Raw genomic sequence first — 23,285 nt, 5'->3', positions numbered from 1 at the left:
GTGTGCCCGGGCGGGCTTAAATCCGCGCGCCGCCGCCGGTCAGACGAGAACCAGCCCGATCGCGGCGGCGGTGGCCACGCACATCGACGGGCCGTGCGGCACCGGCGCGGCACCCGCGCCGCCGACGAGCCGGCCCGTCAGGGCCCACGTCACGGTCAGCAGCGGCGCGGCCAGCGCCGCCAGGGACCACACCCCGGCGCCGAAACAGCCGGCCAGCGCCCCGAGGCCGATCGCGAGCTTGACGTCCCCGGCGCCCATCCCCGCCGGGGCCGCCAGGTGGACCGCCAGATAGGTCGCGGTCAGCGCGGCCGCCCCGGCGAGCGCGGGCCAGCCGCGCCCGGCCCCGGCCGCCGCCAGCAGGATCACCGCGGCGCCGGGCAGCGTCAACAGGTTCGGCAATCGGCGCTCACGGACGTCGTAGCCGCTCAACACCGCCAGCCAGACCAGCACCACGATCCCCGCCGTCACCCGCATGCCGCGGGACGTTAGCCCAGGGCTGCGGCCATGGCCTCGCGCGGCGCCGGGAGCCCTGTGAATAGCTCGACTTGGGTAAACGCCTGATGCAGCAGCATCTGCAGCCCGCTGATCACGCGGCCGCCGGCGGCGGCCACCGCGGCGGCCAGCGGCGTGGGCCACGGGTCGTAGACGGCGTCGAGCAGCACCGGGATCGGCGCGAAGGTGTCCGCGTACCGCGCCGCGACGTCCGCGGGGATGGTGCTGACCAGCACCTCCGCGGCGGCCACCGCGCCGGCCAGCCCGTCGCTGTCCAGACCCACGAACCGCGTCGGCACCCCGATCCCCCCGCCGAGTTCCACCAGCCGGGCGGCCTTGGCGGGGTTGCGCGCGACGACGGTGATGGCGCTGACACCCAGTTGGGCCAGCCCCAGGACGGCCGCCGGCGCGGTGCCACCCGATCCACAGACCAGCGCCGGCCCGGCCACTTCCCCTTGTGACGCCAGCGCCCCCGCGACGCCGTCGATGTCGGTGTTGTCGGCCCGCCAGCCCGCGGGCGTGCGGACCAGGGTGTTGGCCGACCCGACGCGCTCCGCCCGTTCGGTGCGCTCGTCGGCGAACCGCAGCGCGGCGAACTTGCCGGGCATCGTCACCGACACACCGACCCACTCGGGGCCGAACCCGCCGACGACCGCGGGCAGCCGCTCGGCGTCGCACTCGATGCGCTCGTAGCTCCAGTCGTGCAGGCCCAGCGCCCGGTAGGCGGCCAGGTGCAGTTGCGGGGACTTCGAGTGGGCGATCGGCTTGCCGAGCACCGCCGCTTTTCGCCCGGCGCCCGGGCCGGGCGCCCTAACGGGCCGAGTCGAGGACACCGTTGCGCTTAGCCAGCTCGATATTGGCCAGGTGCTGCTGATAATCCTTGGTGAACAGCGTCGTGCCCTGGGCGTCGATGGTGACGAAGTACAACCAGTCACCGGGCTCGGGATGCTCGGCGGCGTGCAGCGCGTCGACGCCGGGCGAACAGATCGCCGTCGCCGGCAGGCCCTGCGACACGTAGGTGTTCCACGGCGTCTTCTGGGCCCGGTCGGCGTCGGTGGTGGCCACCTCGCGGCGGTCCAGCGGATAGTTGACCGTCGAATCGAATTCCAGCGTGTGGTGGGCGTGCAGGCGGTTGTAGATGACCTGGGCGACCTTCGCGAAGTCCTGCGATTTGGACTCCTGCTCCACCAGCGACGCCACCACCAGGATGTCGTAGGGCGACAGGCCCATGGCCTGGGCGGTGTCCACCAAACCGGACTTCATGTACTCGACGGCGCCGGCGCTGATCAGGCTGGACAGGATGGTCTCGGCCGAGGCCGACGGGTCGACGTTGAAGGTGCCCGGCGCGATCAGGCCCTCGATCCGCCGATGGTCCTTACCGAGCTCGGTGAACGGCTCGACGGCCCACGGCGGCACCGCCAGCGCGGCCGGGGTGCTGTTGGTCGCGGCCGCCCGCAGCTCCTCCACCGCGACGCAGCGCTGGTTGCCGTCCAGGGTCACGCACGTCGAGCGGGAGATCAGCGTCAAGATGCCCGGGGTCACCTTGTTGGTCTTCATGTCGGTGGTGTCGTCGAGCTGACGGCCCTCCGGGATCACCAGCCGGCCCACCCGGTTGTCCGGGTCGGCCAGCCGTGCGACGGCGTTGGCCGCCGGGATTTGGGTGCGCATCCGGTAGAAGCCGGGCTGGATCGAGGAGATCTTGCTGTTGCCGTGCGCGGCGTTGACGAATGCCCGGACGGTCTTGATCACCTGCTCGTGCTGCAGCGTCTCCCCGACATTGGTGGTCGAGTCGCCGTCCTTGATCTGAATCACGACGTCGCGCTCGCCGTTTCCGGTGTAGTCGTCGCCGGATCCGAACACCGTGTGCCAGAACTTGGCGCCGACGAAAACGCCCACCAGCACGACGACGGCGACGACCGCGAGCACGATCTTGCCGGCGAACCGCCGGCGGCGACGCCCCCGCTCGGCCCGGTTCCGGGCGACGCGGCTGCGCTTTCGCGACGGACCGACCTCCTCGGGCTCGGCCCGTTGGCGGCGTGCGCTGTCAACCATCGGCGGGCTCCCCCGCCGCCAGGGTGGCGCGCCGTTGGTCGAGCCAGCTCTGCAGGATGGCCACCGCGGCCGCCTGGTCGATCACCGCCCGCTGCTCTCTGGCGCGCACACCGGCCGCGCGCAGCGACCGCTGCGCGCTGACGGTGGTCAGGCGCTCGTCGGCCAGCCGCACGGGTGTGGGGGCGATCCGCTGGGCGAGCGTCTCGGCCAGCTCCATCGCGTCGATCGCCGACGGGCCGGTGCGGTCGGCCAGTGTCCGCGGCAGCCCGACGACCACCTCGACCGCCCCGAGCTCCGCGGCCAGCTCGGCCAGCCGCCGCACGTGTTTGCCCGAGCGGTCGCGGCGCACGGTTTCCACGGGCGTGGCCAGGATGCCGTCGGGGTCGCTGCAGGCGACGCCGATGCGCACGCTGCCGACGTCGATGCCGATCCGTCGTCCGCGTCCGGGATCCTGGTCAGGGTCGCCCGGCCGGTCGGGCAAGCGATGCTGTGCGGGGACCACTCAACCGACCCGCGCTATCTCGGAGCGGATCGCGTCGAGCGCCGCGTCGATGCGGGTCGGGTCCTTCCCCGAACCCTGCGCCAGGTCCGGCTTTCCCCCGCCGCGGCCATCGACGGTCGCGGCCAGCTGCTTGATCAGGTCGTTGGCGCGGATTCCGAGGTCCTGGGCGGCGGGGTTCGCGGCGACCGCGTACGGCACGCTGCCGCCCTCCCCCTCCGCGATCAGCGCCACCACCGCGGGATCGCTGCCGAGCTTGCCGCGGATGTCGCCCACCAGGGAACGCAGGTCGCCGGCCGTCATCCCCGCCGACATCCGTTGCGCCACCACACGGACGTTACCGATCCGCTCCGCGCCGGCCGCGGCGTTGGTCGCGGCGGCGCGCGCGCCGGCCAGCCGGGCGCGTTCGAGCTCCTTCTCGGCGGCCTTGAGCCGCTCCACCAGGCCGGCCACCCGGGCCGGCACCTCGTCGGAGGGCACCTTCAGCGACGACGCCAGCCCCGCCATCAGGGCGCGTTCCTTGGCCAGGTGGCGAAACGAATCCAGCCCGACGTAGGCCTCCACCCGGCGGACTCCGGACCCGACCGATGATTCGCCCAGGATGGTCACCGGTCCGATCTGCGCCGAGTTGTGCACGTGGGTCCCACCGCAGAGCTCCAGCGAGAACGGCCCGCCGATCTCCACCACGCGGACCTCGTCCGGGTAGGCCTCGCCGAACATGGCCATCGCGCCCATCGCCTTGGCCTTCTCCAGCTGCTCGGTGAACGTGTGCACCGCGAAGTCGGCCTGCACGGCCTGGTTGGTCACTTCCTCGACCTGGGTGCGTTGGTCCTCGGACAGCGGCCCCTGCCAGTTGAAGTCGAACCGCAGGTAGCCGGGGCGGTTCAGCGACCCCGCCTGAACGGCGTTGGGGCCCAGCACTTGTCGCAGCGCGGCATGCACCATGTGGGTGCCCGAGTGACCCTGGGTGGCCCCGCGACGCCATTCCGGGTCGACCGCCGCGACGACGGTGTCGCCCTCCACGAACTCCCCGGACTCGACGTTGACCCGGTGCACCCACAGGGTTTTGGCGATCTTCTGCACGTCGGTGACCGCCGCGCGGGCGCACTCCGAGGCTCCCGTCCCGCTGATGGTGCCCTCGTCGGCGATCTGCCCGCCCGACTCGGCGTAGAGCGGCGTGCGGTCGAGCACCAGCTCGACCTGGTGCGCCCCGGCCGCTTCCGTTTGCGAGCCGTGGGTCACCACCGGAACCCGTTTGCCGTCGACGAAGATGCCCAGAATCCTTGCCTCGGAGGACAATTCGTCGAACCCGGTGAATTCGGTGGGGCCGGCGTCGACCAGCTCCCGGTAGGCGCTCAGGTCGGCGTGCGCGTGCTTGCGGGCGGCGGCGTCGGCCTTGGCCCGGCGACGCTGCTCGGCCATCAGTTCACGGAAGCCGATCTCGTCGACCTGCAGGCCGGCCTCGGAGGCCATCTCCAGGGTCAGCTCGATCGGGAAGCCGTAGGTGTCGTGCAGTGTGAAGGCGTCCGCTCCCGAGATCACCTTGGCCCGAGCGGCTTTGGTGGTGCCGGCCACCTCGTCGAACAGCTTGGAGCCGGCCACCAGCGTGCGGTTGAAGGCGGTCTCCTCGGCCACGGCGATGCGCCTGATCCGGTCGAAATCGGCGACCAGTTCGGGATACGACGGCCCCATCGCGTCCCGCACGGTGGCCATCAGCTCGCCGACGATGGGGCCCTCGATGTCGAGCAGCTTGGCCGAGCGGATCACCCGGCGCAGCAGCCGGCGCAGCACGTATCCGCGCCCGTCGTTGCCCGGCGTGACGCCGTCGCCGATCAGGATCGCCGCGGTGCGGCTGTGGTCGGCGATGACCCGGTAGCGCACATCGTCGGAGTGGTTGCCGACGTCGTATCCGCGCGGCGCGCGGGCGGCCACCACATCGATGACCGGCCGCAGCAGGTCGGTCTCGTAGACGTTGTGCACGCCCTGCAGGATGAACGCGACCCGCTCGACGCCCATGCCGGTGTCGATGTTCTTGCGGGGCAACGGCCCCAGGATTTCGAAGTCGGTCTTGCCGGTGCCCTCGCCGCGTTCGTTCTGCATGAACACGAGGTTCCAGATCTCGATGTAGCGGTCTTCGTTGGCCACCGGGCCGCCGCCCACCCCGAACTCTTCCCCGCGGTCGTAGTAGATCTCCGACGACGGGCCACAGGGCCCGGGGATCCCCATGGACCAGTAGTTGTCCTCCATGCCGCGCCGCTGGATCCGCTCGGCCGGCAGGCCGGCGATCTCCTGCCACAGCTGCACGGCCTCGTCGTCGTCGAAATAGACCGTCGTCCAGATTCTTTCGGGGTCCAGGCCGTAGCCGCCGTCGGACACGCCCTTGGTGAGCAGGGTCCACGCCAGCTCGATGGCGCGGCGCTTGAAGTAGTCGCCGAACGAGAAGTTGCCGGCCATCTGGAAGAAGGTGTTGTGCCGGGTGGTGATGCCCACCTCGTCGATGTCGGGTGTGCGGATGCACTTCTGGATGCTGGTGGCCGTCGGGTACGGCGGGGTGCGGGCCCCCAGGAAGTACGGCACGAACTGGACCATGCCCGCGTTGACGAACAGCAGGTTGGGGTCGTCGAGAATCACCGATGCGCTCGGCACCTCGGTGTGGCCCGCCGTCACGAAATGATCAAGAAACCGTTTCCTGATCTCGTGTGTCTGCACTGTTGAGTCCGCTTCTTCCCTGTTTGCTCGTTGCGTGGACGTCTATTCCAGCCTATTCGCCTGGAGTGGGGGGCTACCGGGCCGCTAACCCTCCAGGAAGCTCAGCCGCACCGACCGCTGCGGGTTGTCGCGGTTCAGGTCGACCAGCACGATGCTTTGCCAGGTCCCCAGCAGCGGCTCCCCGCCGGAGACCGGCACCGTCACCGACGGCGCGACCAGCGCCGGCATCACGTGGTCGGCGCCGTGGCCCGGCGAGCCGTGCGAGTGCCGGTAGCGGTCGTCGCGCGGGAGCAGTCGTTCCAGCGTGTCGAGCAGGTCCTCGTCGGAGCCGGCCCCGGTCTCGATGATGGCCACGCCGGCCGTCGCGTGCGGGACGAACACGTTGCACAGGCCGTCGCCGCGCGACCAGCAGAAGCCCCGCACCGCCTCGGTCAGGTCGACGATGCGGCGCCGTGTCGTGTCCACGTCCAGCACATCGGTATGCATCGCCGACCAGCCTACGGCGCCCCCACTGTGACCAGCCAATCGTTTGTGAGCGCGGCCACATCAGGGCATTGCGGCGCGTCACGGGCAGGAGGAAGGTAACTGGTAGGCCCGGGTGGCCGCCACCGGGGCCCCTTCGATACAAGCCCCTACAGAGGAGGCCGGCCGTGTACGCACGCTCTACCACCATCCAGGCGCAACCCTTATCCGTCGACATCGGGATCGCGCACGTGCGCGACGTCGTCATGCCGGCCCTCGAGGGCATCGACGGGTGCGTCGGACTGTCACTGTTGGTCGACCGGCAGTCCGGAACCTGCATCGCCACCAGCTCGTGGGACAGCATCGACGCGATGCGCGCCAGCGCCGAACGGGTCGCCCCGATCCGCGATCAGGCCGCGTTGATGTTCGACGGCAGCGCCCGGGTCGAGGAATGGGACATCGCTTTGCTGCACCGCGACCATCGCTCCCGCCAGGGGGCCTGCGTGCGGGCCACCTGGCTCAAGGTGGTGCCCGATCAGCTCAGCCGATCACTGGACTTCTACCGGTCCTCGGTGCTGCCGGAGATGGAGGAGCTCGACGGGTTCTGCAGCGCCAGCCTGCTGGTCGACCATCCGGCGTGCCGGCGGGCGGTGTCGTGCTCGACGTTCGACTCGATGGACGCCATGGCCCGCAACCGCGACCGGGCGACCGAGTTGCGCAGCAGGCGCGTCCGCGAACTCGGCGCCGAGGTGGTCGACGTGGCCGAATTCGAGTTGGCGATCGCCCACCTGCGGGTGCCCGAGCTGGTCTGAGAGCCGCGTAGGGCGGCTCAGGGCAAGGCGTCGCCGGGGAAGCCGCGGCAGGGGTGCACCTCGAAGGTGAAAACGCCGCTCGCCACACCGGGGTCGTCGGCCATGATCGCGGCGGTGTCGTCGACCGTGGCCGCGAACACCCCGATCCCGCACACGTCGGAGCCGTCGGCGACCGGCAACACCACGGCCAGGACGCCGTCGTCGCGCAGCCCGAAGTTGCGCCGCCCGTGCTCCCAGACGGTCGCGGGCGTCGCCTCGTCGCCGTAGCTGGGCCCCCGTTTGAGGATGACGACGCTGTAGGGCTTGGTGCCGGCCAGCAGCCGGCCCATCTCCTCGTCGGTGAAAGTCTTCATGACCGTCCTCGCTTCCTGCGGATGATCGCCCGCAACCGGTCCAGCCGCCCGGCCATCTCCCGCTCACCGCCGCGGCCGGTGGGCCGGTAGTAGTCCACGCCCAACAGCTCGTCCGGCGGATATTGCTGGGCGACGACGCCGTCGGGATCGTTGTGCGAGTACCGGTAGCCCTGCGCGTGTCCCAGCGCCGCCGCGCCGGAGTAGTGCCCGTCGCGCAGATGCGGCGGCACCAGGCCGGCCTTGCCGGCCTTGATGTCGTCCATCGCCGCGGCCAGCGCGGTGGTGACGGAGTTGGACTTGGGCGCGGTGGCCAGATGGATGGTGGCGTGCGCCAGCGTCAACTGCGCCTCGGGCATGCCGATCAGCTGCACGGTGTGGGCGGCGGCCACCGCGATCTGCAGTGCGCTCGGGTCGGCCATGCCGATATCCTCGCTGGCCAGGATCATCAGCCGGCGCGCCAGGAACCGCGGGTCCTCCCCGGCCACGAGCATGCGGGCCAGGTAGTGCAGCGCCGCGTCGACGTCCGAGCCGCGCACCGACTTGATGAAGGCGCTGATGACGTCGTAGTGCTGGTCGCCGTCGCGGTCGTAGCGCACCGCGGCCTTGTCCAGCGACTGCTCGATGGTCTCGACGCTGACGGACTCGGACGCTGCCTGGGCCGTTTCAGACGCCACCTCCAGCGCCGTCAGCGCCCGCCGGGCATCGCCGGCGGCCAATCGCACCAGCAGGTCGACCGCGTCGGGCGTCACCGCGACCCGGCCGCCCAGCCCGCGGGGATCGTCGATCGCCCGCTGCACCACGGTGCGGATGTCGTCGGCGCTCAGCGGGCGCAATTGCAGGATCAGCGACCGGGACAGCAGGGGCGCCACCACCGAGAACGACGGGTTCTCGGTGGTCGCCGCCACCAACAGCACCACCCGGTTCTCCACGGCGGACAGCAACGCGTCCTGCTGGGTCTTGGAGAACCGGTGCACCTCGTCGATGAACAACACCGTCTGTTCGCCGCGAAGCAGCGTCGACCGCGCCTTCTCGATGACGGCGCGCACGTCCTTGACACCGGCCGACAGCGCCGACAGCGCCTCGAACCGGCGCCCGGTCGCCTGGGAGATGAGGGCGGCCAGGGTGGTCTTGCCGCTGCCCGGCGGGCCGTAGAGGATGGCCGACGCCACCCCCGATCCCTCGACCAGGCGGCGCAGCGGCGATCCGGGCGCCAGCAGGTGCTCCTGCCCCACCACCTCGTCCAGCGAGGCCGGACGCATGCGCACCGCCAGCGGCGCACCGGCCGACACGTCCAGGCCGTGGTCGCCCGCCGGCGTTGCGCCGGGCAGGTCAAAAAGACCGTCGGACACGGCTTCAGGCATACCACGCGAAATCAATCCGGGCGCCTCGGACGCATCTATGCCACATCTTTGCTAAGTTCCCGTGTGCGCGTGCCCACAGGTTGAGTCAACAGCTAGGACCGACATGAGCCAGCCTCCCGAGTATCCAGGCACCCCGGCCGACCCGCACGGCAGCGAGCAGAACAACCCCCCGGGCTATCCCCCGCCACCCGGCGCCCCACCGCCCAATTACGGCGCCCCGCCGCCCAATTACGGTGGCACGCCGCCCAATTACGGTGGCACGCCCCCCGGTTACGGCGCACCGCCACCCGGCTACGGCGCACCGCCCCCCGGCTACGGCCCGCCGCCCGGCTACGGCGCGCCTCCGCCGACCGGCTATGGCCCACCCCCCGGCTACGGGGCGCCACCCAAGCCCCCGATCATCGTCCTCGACGGGTTCAACTGGGCGTGGAACACCTTCACCAGGAACGCCGTGGCGTTGATCGTCCCCACCCTGGTGTACGGGCTGCTGATCGGAGTGGCCACCGCGCTGATCACGCTCAGCCAGAACATCGGTGCGACGAGCACGAGCTCGGACGACTACGACTTCACCTTCACCACGAACCTCACCGGCCCCGGGTACGGGCTGCTGGCCCTCGGTTACCTGATCGCCTACGCGGTGAGCGCATTCGCGCAATCGGCGTTCCTGTCCGGCTGCCTCGACCTCGCCGACGGGCGCGCGGTGACCATCGGGTCGTTCTTCCGGCCACGCAACCTCGGCATGGTGTTCCTGGCCGTGCTGATCGTCGAGGTACTCACCTCGATCGCGTCGGCGTTGTGCTTCGTGCCGGGTCTGGTGTTGGGCATCTTCACCCAGTTCACCGCCGCGTTCGTGATCGATCGCTCGGAGTCGGCGATCAAGGGCTTCACCTCCAGCTTCTCGCTCGCCGGGTCGAATTTCGTCAACGCGCTGCTGGTGTGGCTGATCGCGTTCGCGTCCGTCCTCGTCGGGTTCCTGTTGTGCGGTGTCGGCTTGCTGGTGGCGGTCCCGCTCGTGGCCCTGCTGATCATCTACGCCTACCGCAGGCTGAGCGGCGGCCAGGTCGTTCCCGTGCCGCCGCCGGGGTACCAACCGGGTCCGCCGCCCGGGCCGCAGCCGGTCTGACCGCGAGCCCGCGTTCGAAGTTACGGCGCTGTTAGCCGCGGCTGCGGTGCACTGCGGCCTTGTGCCGCCTGTGATGAGATCAGCTTGATATGAGCATCAAAGTCGCGCTGGAGCACCGCACCAGCTACACCTTCGACCGGCCGGTCCGGGTGTATCCGCATGTCGTTCGGCTGCGGCCGGCGCCCCATTGCCGCACACCGCTGGACGCCTACTCGCTGCGCGTCGAGCCCGAAGAGCACTTCATCAACTGGCAACAGGACGCCGTCGGGAATTTCCTTGCGCGCCTGGTGTTTCCGAATCCCACGCGGCGACTGACCATCACGGTCGGGCTGATCGCCGACCTCAAGGTGATCAACCCGTTCGACTTCTTCATCGAGGACTGGGCCGAGACGTGGCCGGAGACCGGGTTGACGTACCCCAAGGAGCTCTCCGACGACCTGGAGCCATACCTGCGGCCCGTCGACGAGGACGGCGACGGGTCCGGTCCCGGCGAGCTCTCGCGGGCCTGGGTGCGCAACTTCTCGGTGCCGGCCGGCACGCGCACCATCGACGTGCTGGTCGCGCTCAACCGCGCCGTCAACGCCGACGTCGCCTACAGCGTGCGGATGGAACCCGGCGTCCAGACACCCGATCACACGCTGCGCACCGGGGTCGGCTCGTGCCGCGACTCGGCGTGGTTGTTGGTGTCGATCCTGCGCCAGCTGGGGCTGGCGGCCCGCTTCGTGTCCGGCTATCTGGTACAGCTGGCTTCCGACGTGGAGGCGCTCGACGGGCCGTCGGGCCCCGCCGCCGACTTCACCGACCTGCACGCCTGGACCGAGGTGTACATCCCCGGCGCCGGATGGATCGGGCTGGACCCGACATCGGGATTGTTCGCCGGCGAGGGCCACATCCCGTTGGCGGCGACCCCACAGCCGGCGTCCGCGGCACCCATCAGCGGCGGCACCGAACCGTGCGAATCGGTGCTGGAGTTCTCCAACACCGTCACCCGCGTCCACGAGGACCCCCGCGTCACCCTGCCCTACATCGACGCCGCGTGGCAGACGATCTGCGAGGTCGGCCACCGCGTCGACGAGCGGCTGGCGGCCGCCGACGTGCGGTTGACCATCGGGGGTGAGCCCACGTTCGTCTCGGTGGACGATCAGGTCGCCGAAGAGTGGACCACGGCGGCCGACGGCCCGCACAAGCGGCGGCGCGCCTCCGACCTGGCCGCCCGCCTGAAGGCGGTGTGGGCGCCCCACGGGTTGGTGCAGCGCGGGCAGGGCCGCTGGTATCCGGGAGAACCGTTGCCGCGCTGGCAGATCGCGCTGTACTGGCGCACCGACGGGCGACCGCTGTGGACCGACGACGCGCTGCTGGCCGATCCGTGGGGCGACCGGCCGGACCCGGTCGACGTCGGCGCGGCCAACCGGCTGCTCGCCGGCGTCGCCGACGGGCTGGGACTGCCGCTCTCGCAGGTGCGGGCCGCCTACGAGGACCCGCTGCACCGGCTGATGACCAAGGTGCGGCAGCCCGAGGGCGACCCCGTGGACCCGGCCGACGACCTCGGCCAGGACGCTCCCGCCGCCCGCGCCGCCCTGCTGGCCCGCCTCGACGAACCCGTCACGGCCCCAGCCGCTTTCGTTTTGCCGCTGCACCGCCGCGACGACGGTGCGGGCTGGGCCAGCGCCGACTGGCGGCTGCGCCGCGGCCGAATCGTGTTGCTGCCCGGCGACTCTCCGGCGGGCCTGCGGCTGCCGCTGGATTCCATCAGCTGGCGACCGCCGCGGCCGTCGTTCGAGGCCGACCCGCAGACCGTCGGCGGCCCGCTGCCGGCGGAGTCGGGCACCGCGGTGGTGGAAGACTCCGACACCGCCCCGCCCACCGCGATGGTCGCCGAGGTTCGCGACGGGCTGCTCTACGTCTTCATCCCGCCCACCGAGGCGCTGGAACACTTCGTCGACCTCATCGCCCGCGTCGAGGCCGCCGCCGCCAAGGCCGGCTGCCCGGTCGTGATCGAGGGCTACGAGCCCCCGCCGGACCCCCGGCTGCGCTCGACGACGATCACCCCGGACCCCGGCGTCATCGAGGTCAACGTCGCGCCCACCGCCGGCTTCGTCGAACAGAGTCAGCAACTCGAAACCCTCTACGAGCAGGCCCGATTGGCCCGGCTGTCGACCGAGTCCTTCGACGTGGACGGCACCCACGGCGGCACCGGGGGTGGCAACCACATCACGCTCGGCGGCGTCACGCCCGCCGACTCGCCGCTGCTGCGGCGCCCCGACCTGCTGGTCTCGCTGCTGACGTACTGGCAGCGGCATCCGTCGCTCTCGTATTTGTTCGCCGGGCGGTTCGTCGGCACCACCTCGCAGGCCCCCCGAGTCGACGAGGGCCGCGCCGAGGCGCTGTACGAACTCGAGATCGCGTTCGCCGAAATCGCGCGGCTCTCCGCGGGCGGGGCCGCCAAGCCGTGGGTGATCGACCGCGCGCTGCGCCACCTGCTGACCGACATCACCGGCAACACCCACCGCGCGGAGTTCTGCATCGACAAGCTCTACAGCCCCGACAGCGCCCGCGGCCGGCTCGGCCTGCTGGAGCTGCGCGGGTTCGAGATGCCCCCGCACCTGCGCATGGCGATGGTGCAGTCGCTGCTGGTGCGCTCGCTGGTCGCGTGGTTCTGGGACGAGCCGCTGCGCGCCCCGCTGATCCGCCACGGCGCGAACCTGCACGGCCGATACCTGTTGCCGCACTTCCTGATTCATGACATCGCCGACGTGGCGGCCGACCTGCGCGCGCACGGCATCGCGTTCGAGACCAGCTGGCTGGATCCGTTCACCGAGTTCCGCTTCCCGCGCATCGGCACCGCGGTGTTCGACGGCGTCGAGATCGAACTGCGGGGAGCCATCGAGCCGTGGAACACCCTCGGCGAGGAGGCGACCGCGACCGGCACCGCCCGGTACGTCGACTCGTCGGTCGAGCGCATCCAGGTCCGCGTCATCGGCGCCGACCGCCACCGCTACGTGGTGACCGTCAACGGCTACCCGGTGCCGCTGCTGGCCACCGACAACCCCGACATCCACGTGGGCGGGGTGCGCTTCAAGGCCTGGCAGCCGCCGAGCGCGCTGCACCCGACGATCAGCACCGACGTGCCGCTGCAGTTCGAACTGGTCGACCTGACGACGGGCACGTCGCGCGGCGGCTGCACCTATCACGTCGCGCATCCCGGTGGGCGGGCCTACGACGAGCCGCCCGTCAACGCCGTCGAAGCCGAGGCGCGCCGCGCCCGCCGCTTCGAGGCGACCGGCTTCACCCCCGGCAAGCTCGACCTGTCGGGCATCCGGGAGAAACAGGCGCGTATCTTCACCGACGTCGGCGCGCCGGGCATCCTTGACCTGCGCCGCGTGCGTACCGTTCAGCGGTAATGGTGTTTGCCGACAGGACATTCGGCGCCGGCGTAGCCCCGGCCGCTGGTGGGCGCCACGAGGACGGCTACGACGCCGACCGGCTGCTGGCCGGGTACCGGGCCGCGCGCGCCCAGGAGGCGCTCTTCGACCTTCGGCACGGCCCGTCCGCCGGCTACGACGAATTCGTCGACCGGGACGGCAACGTGCGGCCGGCCTGGGCGGAGCTGGCCGACACCATCGCCGAGCGCGGCCGGGCGGGGCTCGACCGGCTCCGCTCGGTGGTGCGCGGCCTGATCGACAGCGACGGCATCACCTACACCGACGTCGATCCCGGCCATGGCCTGGAGCCGCGGCCGTGGATCCTGGACACGCTGCCGCTCGTGCTCTCGGCCGCGGAGTGGGAGGCGCTCGAGGCGGGCCTGGTGCAGCGGTCCCGGCTGCTCGACGCCGTGCTCGCCGACCTGTACGGCCCGCGCAGCCTGCTCACCGAGGGCGTGCTGCCGCCGGAGCTGCTGTTCGCCCATCCCGGCTACGTGCGCGCAGCCAACGGCATCGAAGTGCCCGGGCATCACCAGCTGTTCCTGCACGCCTGCGACGTCAGCCGGTTGCCGGACGGCACCTTCCGGGTCAACGCCGACTGGACGCAGGCGCCGTCGGGTGCCGGCTACGCGCTCGCCGACCGGCGCGTCGTCGCGCACTCGATTCCCGATCTCTACGAACGGATCGTGCCGCGCCCGACGACGCCGTTCGCGCAGGCGTTGCGGCTGGCGCTGATCGATGCCGCACCCGACGACGCTCAGGACCCGGTCGTGGTGGTTCTCAGCCCGGGTATCTTCTCCGAAACCGCCTTCGACCAGGCGTATCTGGCCACGCTACTGGGGTTCCCGCTGGTGGAGAGCGCGGATCTGGTGGTGCGCGACGGCAAGCTGTGGATGCGCTCGCTGGGCACCTTGAAACGGGTCGACGTCGTCCTTCGCCGGGTCGACGCCGACTACACCGACCCCCTCGACCTGCGCGCCGACTCCCGGCTCGGCGTGGCCGGCCTGGTCGAGGCGTGCCACCGCGGGACGGTGACCGTCGTCAACACACTGGGCAGTGGCATTCTGGAAAACCCTGGGCTGCTTCGGTTTTTACCCAAGCTGTCCGAGCGCCTGCTCTCCGAGGCGCCGCTGCTGCAAACGGCGCCGGTCTACTGGGGCGGCATCGCCGCCGAACGGTCGCACTTGCTGGCGAATCTGTCTTCGCTGCTGGTGAAGTCCACCATCGGTGGGAAAACCCATGTCGGGCCGACTCTTTCGTCGTATCAGTTGGCGCAATTGGCCGCCCGGGTCGAGAAGATGCCGTGGCAGTGGATCGGTCAGGAGCTGCCGCAGTTCTCGTCGGCGCCCACCGATCATGCCGGGGTGTTGTCGTCGGCCGGCGTCGGCATCCGGTTGTTCAATGTCGCCCAGCGCGGCGGATACGCCCCGATGATCGGCGGCGTCGGCTACGTGCTGGCGCCCGGCCCCGCCGCGTACACGCTGCAAACCGTTGCCGCCAAGGATGTTTGGGTGCGCCCGACGGAGCGCGCGCGAGCCGAGGCGGTAAGCCTGCCGTCGCCCGTGCCGCCGGCGAAGACGGCCGCGGGCACCTGGGGCGTCAGCTCGCCGCGTGTGCTGTCGGACCTCTTCTGGATCGGCCGCTACGGCGAACGCGCAGAGAGCATGGCGCGGTTGCTGCTCGTCGCCCGGGACAGGTTCCACGTCTACCGGCATCAGCAGCACACCGAGGAAAGCGAATGCGTGCCCGTGCTGATGGCGGCGCTGGCCCGGATCACCGGAGCCGACACCGGGACCGACGACAGGGCCGACGACGGGGCCGGCGACGGGGCCGAGATGATCGCCGTGGCCCCCTCCACGCTGTGGTCACTGACCGTGGACCCGGACCGGCCGGGATCCCTGCTGCAGTCGGTGGAGGGTTTGGCGCTGGCCGCCCGGGCGGTGCGCGACCAGATGTCCAACGACACCTGGATGGTGCTGGCCGGGGTGGAACGCGCGCTGGCCCAGCGGCGGGAGCCGCCGGATTCCCTGGCCGAGGCCGACGCGCTGCTCGCGTCGGCTCAGGTGCAGACGCTGTCCGGGATGCTGACCCTGGCGGGGGTGGCCGGCGAGTCGATGGTGCGCGACGTGGGCTGGACGATGATGGACATCGGCAAGCGCATCGAACGGGGCCTCTGGCTGACCGCGCTGCTGCGGGCCACGCTGACCGCCGTCCGCGGGCCCGCCGCCGAGCAGACGATCATCGAGGCGACGCTGGTGGCGTGCGAGTCCTCGGTCATCTACCGACGCCGCACCGTGGGCAAGGTCAGCGTCGCGGCCGTGGCCGAGCTGATGCTGTTCGACGCGCAGAACCCGCGGTCGTTGCTGTATCAGGTCGAGCGGCTGCGGACCAACCTCAAGGATCTGCCGGGGGCGTCGGGGTCGTCGCGTCCGGAGCGGCTGGTGGAAGAGATCGGCACCCTGCTGCGCCGCTCGCATCCCGCCGAGCTGGAAGTCGTCAGCGCCGACGGGCTGCGCGCGGAGCTGGCCGACCTGCTCGGTGCGGTAGACGCCGGGTTGCGCGAGCTGGCCGAGGTCATCACCACCACGCAGCTGGCGCTGCCCGGTGGCATGCAGCCGTTGTGGGGCCCCGACGTGCGCCGGGTGATGCCGGCCTAGTGGTGATCGCGAGCGCGGCGCAGACGCGCGCTGCGTCAATCGGGTTCGTCGTCTTCGTTGCGGAGGAATCTTTCGGGGTGGTGGAAGCTGTTGGTCCGGGGTTGGCCGCGGTCGAGGTGGGCTGGGGGGAGCCATTCGGTTTCGCCGCGGGCGTTGGTGCGGGTGGTCCAGCCTTTGTCGGCGAGGCGGTTGTCGGGGCCGCAGGCCAGGGTGAGGTCGTCGATGTCGGTGCGCCGGGTGGTTGTCCAGCCTTGGATGTGGTGGACCTGGCTGTGGTAGGCCGGCGCATCGCAGCCCGGCTTGGTGCAGCCGCGATCCTTGGCGTAGAGCATGATTCGTTGTGCGGGGGAGGCCAGTCGTTTGGTGTGCCACAGCGCCAGCGACCGGCCCTTGTCGAAGATGGCCAGGTAGTGGTGGGCGTGGCCGGCCCAGCGGATCACATCCGACATGGGCACCAGCGTGCCGCCGGCGGTCAACGCCTTGCCGGCGGCCGCTTCGAGATCGGTCAAGGTGGTGGTGACCACGATCGACACGGGCAGCCCGTTGTGCGAGCCCAGTTCCCCGGAGGCCAGCAGGCCGCGCAGTCCGGCCAGGAAGGCGTCGTGGTTGCGCTGAGCCTGGCTGCGGGTGTCGCGCCGGACCGCGTCCTCATCCGGTGTCGCATCGACCACCGGTGTCTGGTCGTCGGGGTTGCACGCCCCCGGCGCGGCGAGCTTGGCCAGCATGGCCTCGATGGCGGCCCGCAATTCCGGGGTCACCAGGCCACTGATGCGGGACATGCCGTCGAACTCCTGCGCGCCCAGCGTGATGGCGCGCTTGCGGGCCCGCTCGGCGTCGCTGAATTCCCCGTCGGGGTGCAGCCAATCCATCACCCGCTGGGCGTATTTGGCCAATTCGTCGGGTCGGTATCCGGCGGCCTTGCCGGCCAGGTCGGCCTCGGCGGCCTGCCGGGTGCACGCGTCGACCTCGGCGGGCAGCTGGGCCAAAAAGTTGCGGATCACCTTGACGTGCCCGTCACCGATGAGCCCGGCGCGTTGCCCGGCCGCGGTCGCGCTGAGCTGTGGGGCCAACGGTGCCCCGGTCAACGCCCGACGCTCCCCGAGATCCTGGGCTTCCTCGATGCGCCGGGCGGCCTCGGCTTTGGTGATGCGCAACCGGTCGGCCAGCCCCACCCGCAGCGCGCCGCCCAACTCCTCGGGGCTGGCCTGCGCGCTCAGCTGGTTGATCAACGCGTGCTGCGGGGTGCGCAGCTTACGGGCCACGCATTCCAGGCGCTCCAGGGCGCGCAACCGCTCCGGGGTGGTCAGCACGTCAAAAGACAACCCGCACAACCGGTCCACGTCATCATCGAACGCGTCGAAGACCTCCACGATCTCCTCACGACTACTCGCGCCCATACCCAAACTCTAGAAACACCCACCGACAAAACTGACCGCGTTGTGACTAGTGAAACCCAAGTGAAACAAGGGAATACAAAAGATTCGGCCCGCTTCGCCCGGCTGTGCCGCGATCGCGATCGCCGACTAGCTCGCGACGGTGACGGGCCCCCGCGATTCCGACGTCACCTCGTCGATGACGGTGTGGATGAATTTCATCTTCTCCAGCACCGCGACGGGCAGCACGAACGGGTACAGGTCGTCGTGGCCCATCGACCGGTTCACCATGTTCAGCGACCACGACAGCGGCAGCCACGTGTCGATGATCGTCTGAAAAGCGCTGGGGCCCAACGCAGGACGGTCGAAGGTCGCCGACGCCGAGACGAAGCCGCACCACGCCGAGGTGTCCAGGGTGTCGCGGATGTGCAGGTAGTGCGCGAACGTCTCGGCCCAGTCCTCGGCGGGATGCATGGTGGCATACGAAGACACGAAGTCTTCCTGCCAGTCCTCGGGCGGCCCCTCGCTGTAATGCCGATCGAGCGCCTCCTGGTAGTCGGCGTCGGGGTCGCCGAACAGCTCGTTGAAGCGCGCGAGGTAATCGCTGGACGGGGCGATCAGCCGGTAGAAGTAGTAGTGCCCGATCTCGTGCCGGAAGTGCCCGAGCAGGGTGCGGTACGGTTCCTCCATCTCCACCCGCAACTGCTCGCGGTGCACGTCGTCGCCCTCGGCCAGGTCCAGCGTGATGACCCCGTTGTCGTGGCCCGTCAGCACCTTCTCCTGCGCGCTGGACAGCAGGTGGAAGGCCAATCCCTGCTCGGGGTCTTCGTCGCGCCCGATGATCGGCAGCTTGAGCTCGTGCAGCTCGGCGATCAGCCGCCGCTTGGCCGCCTCGGCCCGGGCGAACTCGGCCAGGCCGGCGGAGTCGGCGTCGTTGGGCCGCACGGTGGTCAGCGCGCAGGACGCGCACAGCAGCCGGGGATTGTTGACCGGCACCAGCCAATTGCATTCGGCCAGTCGCAGATTGGCGCACAGCTGATACTCGGAAGCGTCCACGAACCCGGCGTGCTCGCCGGCGTTGCCCTCGACGATCACCAACAGGGCCATCTGGTCGAGCGAAAACCCGAGCGCGCTGCCACAGTTCAGGCAGGTGGAGTTCTCGAACGTCAGGCGCTGGCCGCAGTTGGGGCAGTTGAAGTCACGCATGGAGCGCGTCCCCCTCGAAGGGCACCACGTCGACGGCGACGTCGATCACGCTGTGTTCCGAGTTCGTGTAGATGATGCCCCGCAGCGGCGGCACGTCCGCGTAGTCGCGGCCGCGTCCCACGATGATGTAGCGCTCGTCGACCAGTTGGTCGTTCGTGGGATCCAAACCCAGCCACTCGAATTGGCCTGGCTGCTGCGGTGTCCACACCGCCGCCCAAGCGTGGGTGGCGTCTATACCGATCATTCGATCCTTCCCCGGTGGCGGGTCGGTGGCCAGGTAGCCGGACACGTAGCTGGCCGCCAAACCGTTGGCGCGCAGGCAGGCGATTGCCAGCCGTGCAAAGTCCTGACATACCCCTTCCCGGGCCGCCAGAACCTCATTTACCCCGGTGGAAATCGTCGTCGAGCCCGATCGGTAGGTGAAGTCGGTGAAGATCCGCGACGCGAGGTCACGCAGCACATCGACCAGCGGGCGTTGCGGGGCGAAACTGGGCGCCGCATACTCGCGGACCTCGTCGGTGATCTCGGGGGGATTCAGGTCCAGGGTGAATTCGGCGGCGAGCGCTCCCCCGCCTCCCGTCGGACGGGCGGCCTCCCACGGCTGCACCGCCGGCCCGGCGGTAAAGAGCCCGGGGGCCGGCGGATACACGTCCACGATCGAGTCGCTGGTGACGGTCAGGGTGTGGTGCGGCTCGGTGACGTGGAAGTACGAGCTGATGTTGCCGTAGACGTCGCCGCTGGTGGAAACGTCGGCCGGGGCCGGTTCGATGGTCAGCCGGTGCTCCACGCAGCGCTGGCGCAGCAAGTCGCGCGGCGTGAGAAAGCCGCGGCCGTAGGAGCTGGTCACGACGTCGGAGTACCGATACTCGGTGCGGTGGGTCACCCGATGGCGGCGGGCGGCCCCGGCGTCGGCTTCAGACACAAGGCTGATCACATCACACCGGGCCTTCCCGCGCCGTCCGCGGCGCGAAACCGTTTGCCGATACGGCGGCACGCGCGCCAAACCGGGAGCACAATCGAGATGTGGCCACGTGGTACGACGTCGCCCGCATCGTCCGTGAGCTGGCACTCACCTCGGAGCCGTCGCCGCATGACTGGCGGGTCGGCAAGAAGTTGCTGGCCTGGGAGCGGCCGTTGCGCCCGTCGGAACGCGAGGCGCTCACCCGCGAGGGCTTGGAACCGCCCGGGGGCGACATCCTGGGCGTGCGGGTCTCGGACGAGGGGGTCAAGTTCGGGTTGATCGCCGACGAGCCGGGCGTGTACTTCACGACACCGCATTTCGACGACTACCCGGTGGTGCTGGTCCAGCTGGCCAAGATCTCGGTCCGCGACCTCGAGGACCTGGTCACCGAGGCTTGGCTGACGCAGGCCCCGAAGAAGTTGGTCCAGGAATTCCTGGCCGACTCCCGCTGAACCACCGCCTCACGCATGCCGGAGGTCGATCACTCGCTGCAGGTCGTCGACGCAGGCCGCGACGGCGCCGGCCAGCACCACCTCGGTCCGGTCGCGGGCGTCGGCCTGCAGTTCTGAGGCGCCGCGGCGCGCCGCCGCGGTATATGCGGTGGCCCCGGCGGGGTCCGAGTCGGCCAGGGCCGTCGCCGCCGCGAGCTCGACCAGGACGGCGGGCACGGGCGTGGGCAACCGGTCGAGGCAGCCGTCCGCCGCGGGGACGACGACGCGGGCCAGTTGCAGCACCGAGCCGGCCAGCTGGACCACGTGGATGGCCTGGTGATCCGCGGCGCGGACGACCTCACGCACTCTCCAGCGCCGGGGCGCGACGCGCACCACCTGGCGGGCGGTGGTGCGGGCCTCGATGAGCCCGCCCAGTTGCTGGTGCACGCGGTCGGCCATCGCCAGCTGCCAGTCTTGCGCGGGCACACGCCGTCCGGCGGCGACGTCCGCGGTGCCCGTCAGGACGCCGTGCAGGACGCCCAGCACGCCGACCCGCGCGCTGCGCAGCACCTGCAACGGGTCGGCCGGGAAGAGCAATACCGCGAACACGATGGCCACCCCGCCCCCGATGAGGGCGTCGTTGATGCGTTCCCAACCGACGCCGCTGTGGAAGAGCGCCAACACCAGGATCGCCGACACGACGGTCTGGTTGGCGAACATCATGCCCTGCCCGATCAGGCCGTGCCCGATGAACACCGCGGCGCACAGGGCGATCAGCGCGGCGACGCCGATGGATACCGCGCCGGGCCCGAGCACACCCTGAACCAGGGTGCCCATCCCGATGCCCAGGGTCACGCCGATCATCATCTGAATGGCGCGCTGCGCGCGTAACACGTTGCTGATCGACAGGGACACCGCGGCGGCGATCGGCGCGAAGAACGGCTGCGGGTGGTGCAGCACGTCGTGCGCGAGGTACCACGACACGCCCGCGGCCACCGAGGTCTGCACGAGGTTGAACCAGGTCCCGCGCAGGCGTCTGAGTCCGGCGCGGGACGCGGCGAAAACCGCGGGAGCCAGCGTCAGCCGCGATGTCGCCACGGGCCTAGGTGCGCTGCAATTCGAACAACGGGATGACCCGGCTGGTCTTCGACTGGTATTCGGCGAACCCGGGTGCGGCGGCGGTGATCTTGTCGAAGAGCGCGTCGCGCTCGTCGGACGGCAACTCGTGCGCCGTCACGGCGAACTCTTGCACTCCCTGCGGGGTGCCGATCTCGACCCGGGCCGCCGGGTTGGCCCGCAGATTGTGCACCCACGCCGGACTGACCGGTGCGCCGGCGAACGAGCCGATGATGATGAGCTTGCCGTCGATGCGGAAGTAGGCCAGCGGCGAGACTCGGGGCTGGCCGGACTTGGCGCCGGTGGTGGTGAGCAACAGCAGGTCGGCGTTCTCGAACTGGCCGCCCACCTTGCCGCCGTTGGCGTGGAACTCGTCGATGATGCTCTTGTTGAACGCGTTGATGGTCTCGGTGTCAGGCATTTGGGTCATGCCCGGTCAACTTCCTCCGGCTTGGCGTCTATTCCGGACTCCTTGCGCTGCTGAGCGGTGATCGGCGCGGGCGCGTCGGTGAGCGGGTCGACGCCGCCGCCGGTCTTGGGGAACGCGATCACCTCGCGGATCGAGTCCACCCGGGACAGCAGCGCGTTGATCCGGTCCCAGCCGAAGGCGATTCCGCCGTGGGGCGGTGCGCCAAAGGTGAACGCCTCCAACAGGAATCCGAACTTTTCCTCGGCCTCGGCTTTGTCCAGGCCCATGACGGCGAACACGCGCTCCTGGATGTCGCGGCGGTGGATACGGATCGAGCCGCCGCCGATCTCGTTGCCGTTGCAGACGATGTCGTAGGCGTCGGCGAGCACGGCGCCGGGGTCGGTGTCGACCACACCCTCGTACTCCGGCTTGGGCGAGGTGAACGCGTGATGCACCGCGGTCCATGCCCCGGAGCCGACGGCCACGTCACCGGCGGCGGTCGCCTCGTCGGCGGGCTCGAACAGCGGCGGGTCCACCACCCAGACGAACGCCCACGCCTCCGGATCGATCAGGCCCAGCCGGTCGGCGATCTCGTTCCGCGCGGCCCCCAGCAGGGCCCGCGACGACCTCGGCGGGCCGGCCGAGAAGAAGATGCAGTCCCCCGGCTTCGCCCCGACATGGGTGGCCAGCCCGTCCCGTTCCGCGTCGCTGAGGTTCTTGGCCACCGGACCGCTCAGTGTGCCGTCGTCACCGACCAGCACGTAGGCCAGCCCGCGGTGCCCGCGCTGTTTGGCCCACTCCTGCCAGCCGTCCAGCGTGCGCCGCGGCTGCGACGCCCCGCCGGGCATCACGACCGCGCCCACGTAGGGCGCCTGGAACACGCGAAAGGTGGTGTCTTTGAAGAACTCTGTGCACTCGACGAGCTCGAGTGAGAACCGCATGTCCGGCTTGTCCGAGCCAAACCTGCGCATCGCGTCGGCGTAGGTGATCCGCGGGATGGGCGTCGGGACCTGGTATCCGATCAGCGCCCACAAGGCGGTCAGGATCTCCTCGGAGATGGCGATGATGTCCTCGGCGTCGACGAAGCTCATCTCCATGTCGAGCTGGGTGAACTCGGGCTGGCGGTCGGCGCGGAAGTCCTCGTCGCGATAGCAGCGGGCGATCTGGTAGTAGCGCTCCATCCCGGCCACCATCAGCAGCTGCTTGAACAGCTGCGGGCTCTGGGGCAGCGCGTAGAACGATCCGGGATGCAACCGTGAGGGCACCAGAAAGTCGCGGGCGCCTTCCGGTGTGGAGCGGGTGATCGTCGGCGTCTCGACCTCGACGAAGTCGTGCCGGGCCAGCACCGAGCGCGCCGCGGCATTCACCTTGGAGCGCAGGCGCATTGCCGCGGCCGGGCCGTCGCGGCGCAGGTCCAGGTAGCGGTACTTCAGCCGCAGCTCCTCGCCGGCGGGCTCGTCGAGCTGGAACGGCAGCGGCGCGCTCTCGCCGAGCACGGTCAGCGACGCGACGTTGACCTCGATGTCGCCGGTGGCGATCTCCGGGTTGGCGTTGCCCTCCGGGCGGATCTCCACCACACCGGTGACCGCGACGCAGAACTCGGCGCGCAGCCGGTGCGCCTGGGCCAGGACGTCAGCGTTGCGGAACACCACCTGCGCGATGCCGGAGGCGTCGCGCAGGTCGATGAAGATGACGCCGCCGTGGTCGCGGCGGCGAGCCACCCAGCCCGCCAGCGTCACCTGCTGCCCGGCGTCGCTACTTCTCAGCGAACCGGCGGCGTGGCTGCGCAGCACAAACACTCCCTTTCAGCAGGCTTTGGACGAGTGACCAGTCTAGAGCAGGTACTT

The 23,285-nt window shown here is 70.4% G+C and carries 19 protein-coding genes; 5 read left to right on the top strand and 14 right to left on the bottom strand.

All coding sequences use genetic code 11. From position 1 onward, the window contains the following. Positions 1 to 39 precede the first annotated feature (39 nt). The 6 genes from G6N37_RS04060 to G6N37_RS04035 all read right to left on the bottom strand — a co-directional run bounded on the left by G6N37_RS04060 (position 40) and on the right by G6N37_RS04035 (position 6,226). Positions 40 to 474 (bottom strand): prepilin peptidase, encoded by a 435-nt coding sequence (locus tag G6N37_RS04060; RefSeq protein ID WP_163676253.1) that lies wholly within the window; start codon positions 472 to 474, stop codon positions 40 to 42. A gap of 11 nt (positions 475 to 485) precedes the next feature. Continuing rightward, positions 486 to 1,325, bottom strand: a complete 840-nt coding sequence (locus tag G6N37_RS04055; RefSeq protein WP_163676249.1) for a shikimate dehydrogenase — start codon at positions 1,323 to 1,325, stop codon at positions 486 to 488. Further along, positions 1,303 to 2,544, bottom strand: a complete 1,242-nt coding sequence (gene mltG / locus G6N37_RS04050) for an endolytic transglycosylase MltG (RefSeq protein WP_163676246.1) — start codon at positions 2,542 to 2,544, stop codon at positions 1,303 to 1,305. The genes G6N37_RS04055 and mltG overlap by 23 nt, the downstream gene beginning before the upstream one ends. Continuing rightward, entirely contained in the window at positions 2,537 to 3,046 is a 510-nt protein-coding gene (ruvX, locus tag G6N37_RS04045) for a Holliday junction resolvase RuvX (protein WP_163676243.1), read from the bottom strand. The genes mltG and ruvX overlap by 8 nt, the downstream gene beginning before the upstream one ends. Beyond that, complete coding sequence (alaS, locus tag G6N37_RS04040; RefSeq protein ID WP_163676240.1) at positions 3,047 to 5,752, bottom strand: alanine--tRNA ligase; 2,706 nt, start codon at positions 5,750 to 5,752, stop codon at positions 3,047 to 3,049. A gap of 84 nt (positions 5,753 to 5,836) precedes the next feature. Continuing rightward, positions 5,837 to 6,226, bottom strand: a complete 390-nt coding sequence (locus tag G6N37_RS04035; protein ID WP_174813906.1) for a secondary thiamine-phosphate synthase enzyme YjbQ — start codon at positions 6,224 to 6,226, stop codon at positions 5,837 to 5,839. Between the two features lie 176 nt (positions 6,227 to 6,402). On the opposite strand from G6N37_RS04035, the gene G6N37_RS04030 reads away from it, so the two are divergent. Further along, complete coding sequence (locus G6N37_RS04030) at positions 6,403 to 7,026, top strand: hypothetical protein (protein WP_163676235.1); 624 nt, start codon at positions 6,403 to 6,405, stop codon at positions 7,024 to 7,026. Between the two features lie 17 nt (positions 7,027 to 7,043). On the opposite strand, the gene G6N37_RS04025 is transcribed toward G6N37_RS04030, so the two are convergent. Beyond that, the gene (locus tag G6N37_RS04025; protein WP_163676232.1) at positions 7,044 to 7,379 is read right to left on the bottom strand and encodes a hypothetical protein; all 336 of its coding nucleotides are present in this window, start codon (positions 7,377 to 7,379) and stop codon (positions 7,044 to 7,046) included. Continuing rightward, positions 7,376 to 8,740 (bottom strand): replication-associated recombination protein A, encoded by a 1,365-nt coding sequence (locus tag G6N37_RS04020; RefSeq protein ID WP_163676229.1) that lies wholly within the window; start codon positions 8,738 to 8,740, stop codon positions 7,376 to 7,378. Before G6N37_RS04020 ends, G6N37_RS04025 begins: the two co-directional genes overlap by 4 nt. A 103-nt stretch (positions 8,741 to 8,843) precedes the next feature. On the opposite strand from G6N37_RS04020, the gene G6N37_RS04015 reads away from it, so the two are divergent. From G6N37_RS04015 to G6N37_RS04005, 3 genes are all read left to right on the top strand, one after another. Further along, positions 8,844 to 9,863: a DUF2189 domain-containing protein gene (locus G6N37_RS04015; RefSeq protein WP_163676226.1), complete on the top strand. Its 1,020-nt coding sequence runs from the start codon at positions 8,844 to 8,846 to the stop codon at positions 9,861 to 9,863. 89 nt (positions 9,864 to 9,952) lie between these two features. Beyond that, positions 9,953 to 13,264 carry a transglutaminase family protein gene (locus tag G6N37_RS04010; protein WP_163676223.1) on the top strand — a complete coding sequence of 1,104 codons (3,312 nt, stop codon included), beginning with the start codon at positions 9,953 to 9,955 and terminating at the stop codon, positions 13,262 to 13,264. After that, the gene (locus G6N37_RS04005; RefSeq protein WP_163676220.1) at positions 13,264 to 15,942 is read left to right on the top strand and encodes a circularly permuted type 2 ATP-grasp protein; all 2,679 of its coding nucleotides are present in this window, start codon (positions 13,264 to 13,266) and stop codon (positions 15,940 to 15,942) included. The genes G6N37_RS04010 and G6N37_RS04005 overlap by 1 nt, the downstream gene beginning before the upstream one ends. Before the next feature lie 35 nt (positions 15,943 to 15,977). On the opposite strand, the gene G6N37_RS04000 is transcribed toward G6N37_RS04005, so the two are convergent. From G6N37_RS04000 to G6N37_RS03990, 3 genes are all read right to left on the bottom strand, one after another. Beyond that, on the bottom strand, positions 15,978 to 17,339 hold the full coding sequence (locus G6N37_RS04000; RefSeq protein ID WP_163676217.1) for an HNH endonuclease signature motif containing protein: 1,362 nt from the start codon (positions 17,337 to 17,339) through the stop codon (positions 15,978 to 15,980). Positions 17,340 to 17,465: 126 nt separating this feature from the next. Beyond that, entirely contained in the window at positions 17,466 to 18,521 is a 1,056-nt protein-coding gene (locus tag G6N37_RS03995) for a zinc-binding metallopeptidase family protein (protein ID WP_163676215.1), read from the bottom strand. Then, positions 18,514 to 19,455 carry a transglutaminase family protein gene (locus tag G6N37_RS03990; protein WP_174813789.1) on the bottom strand — a complete coding sequence of 314 codons (942 nt, stop codon included), beginning with the start codon at positions 19,453 to 19,455 and terminating at the stop codon, positions 18,514 to 18,516. Before G6N37_RS03990 ends, G6N37_RS03995 begins: the two co-directional genes overlap by 8 nt. Before the next feature lie 89 nt (positions 19,456 to 19,544). Between G6N37_RS03990 and G6N37_RS03985 the strand changes: the two genes are divergently transcribed. Next, positions 19,545 to 19,934 carry an MmcQ/YjbR family DNA-binding protein gene (locus G6N37_RS03985; RefSeq protein ID WP_163676210.1) on the top strand — a complete coding sequence of 130 codons (390 nt, stop codon included), beginning with the start codon at positions 19,545 to 19,547 and terminating at the stop codon, positions 19,932 to 19,934. 9 nt (positions 19,935 to 19,943) lie between these two features. Here the strand turns inward: G6N37_RS03985 and G6N37_RS03980 are convergent, their stop codons facing one another. Genes G6N37_RS03980 through aspS form a run of 3 tightly spaced genes read right to left on the bottom strand, consistent with a single transcriptional unit; the run spans position 19,944 to position 23,237 of the window. Further along, positions 19,944 to 21,011, bottom strand: coding sequence for an FUSC family protein (locus tag G6N37_RS03980; RefSeq protein ID WP_232075266.1), 1,068 nt, complete (start codon positions 21,009 to 21,011; stop codon positions 19,944 to 19,946). 4 nt (positions 21,012 to 21,015) lie between these two features. Beyond that, entirely contained in the window at positions 21,016 to 21,459 is a 444-nt protein-coding gene (locus G6N37_RS03975; RefSeq protein ID WP_163676207.1) for a nitroreductase family deazaflavin-dependent oxidoreductase, read from the bottom strand. After that, positions 21,456 to 23,237, bottom strand: coding sequence for an aspartate--tRNA ligase (aspS, locus tag G6N37_RS03970; protein ID WP_163676204.1), 1,782 nt, complete (start codon positions 23,235 to 23,237; stop codon positions 21,456 to 21,458). The genes G6N37_RS03975 and aspS overlap by 4 nt, the downstream gene beginning before the upstream one ends. Positions 23,238 to 23,285: the final 48 nt, after the last annotated feature.

This window comes from Mycobacterium seoulense (assembly GCF_010731595.1).
GTDB classification, from domain to species: Bacteria; Actinomycetota; Actinomycetes; order Mycobacteriales; family Mycobacteriaceae; genus Mycobacterium; species Mycobacterium seoulense.
The sequence above is the reverse complement of the archived record's forward strand: the minus strand, read 5'-3'. Positions and strand labels throughout refer to the sequence as shown.

What these genes read in the sequence shown, in the direction of transcription:
- G6N37_RS04020 (WP_163676229.1), bottom strand. Translation starts at nt 8,740, where the DNA reads ATGCCTGAAGCCGTGTCCGACGGTCTTTTTGACCTGCCCGGCGCAACG.
- G6N37_RS03975 (WP_163676207.1), bottom strand. Translation starts at nt 21,459, where the DNA reads ATGACCCAAATGCCTGACACCGAGACCATCAACGCGTTCAACAAGAGC.
- G6N37_RS04025 (WP_163676232.1), bottom strand. Translation starts at nt 7,379, where the DNA reads ATGAAGACTTTCACCGACGAGGAGATGGGCCGGCTGCTGGCCGGCACC.
- G6N37_RS04015 (WP_163676226.1), top strand. Translation starts at nt 8,844, where the DNA reads ATGAGCCAGCCTCCCGAGTATCCAGGCACCCCGGCCGACCCGCACGGC.
- G6N37_RS04060 (WP_163676253.1), bottom strand. Translation starts at nt 474, where the DNA reads ATGCGGGTGACGGCGGGGATCGTGGTGCTGGTCTGGCTGGCGGTGTTG.
- G6N37_RS04000 (WP_163676217.1), bottom strand. Translation starts at nt 17,339, where the DNA reads ATGGGCGCGAGTAGTCGTGAGGAGATCGTGGAGGTCTTCGACGCGTTC.
- G6N37_RS04010 (WP_163676223.1), top strand. Translation starts at nt 9,953, where the DNA reads ATGAGCATCAAAGTCGCGCTGGAGCACCGCACCAGCTACACCTTCGAC.
- G6N37_RS04005 (WP_163676220.1), top strand. Translation starts at nt 13,264, where the DNA reads ATGGTGTTTGCCGACAGGACATTCGGCGCCGGCGTAGCCCCGGCCGCT.
- mltG (WP_163676246.1), bottom strand. Translation starts at nt 2,544, where the DNA reads ATGGTTGACAGCGCACGCCGCCAACGGGCCGAGCCCGAGGAGGTCGGT.
- G6N37_RS03995 (WP_163676215.1), bottom strand. Translation starts at nt 18,521, where the DNA reads ATGCGTGACTTCAACTGCCCCAACTGCGGCCAGCGCCTGACGTTCGAG.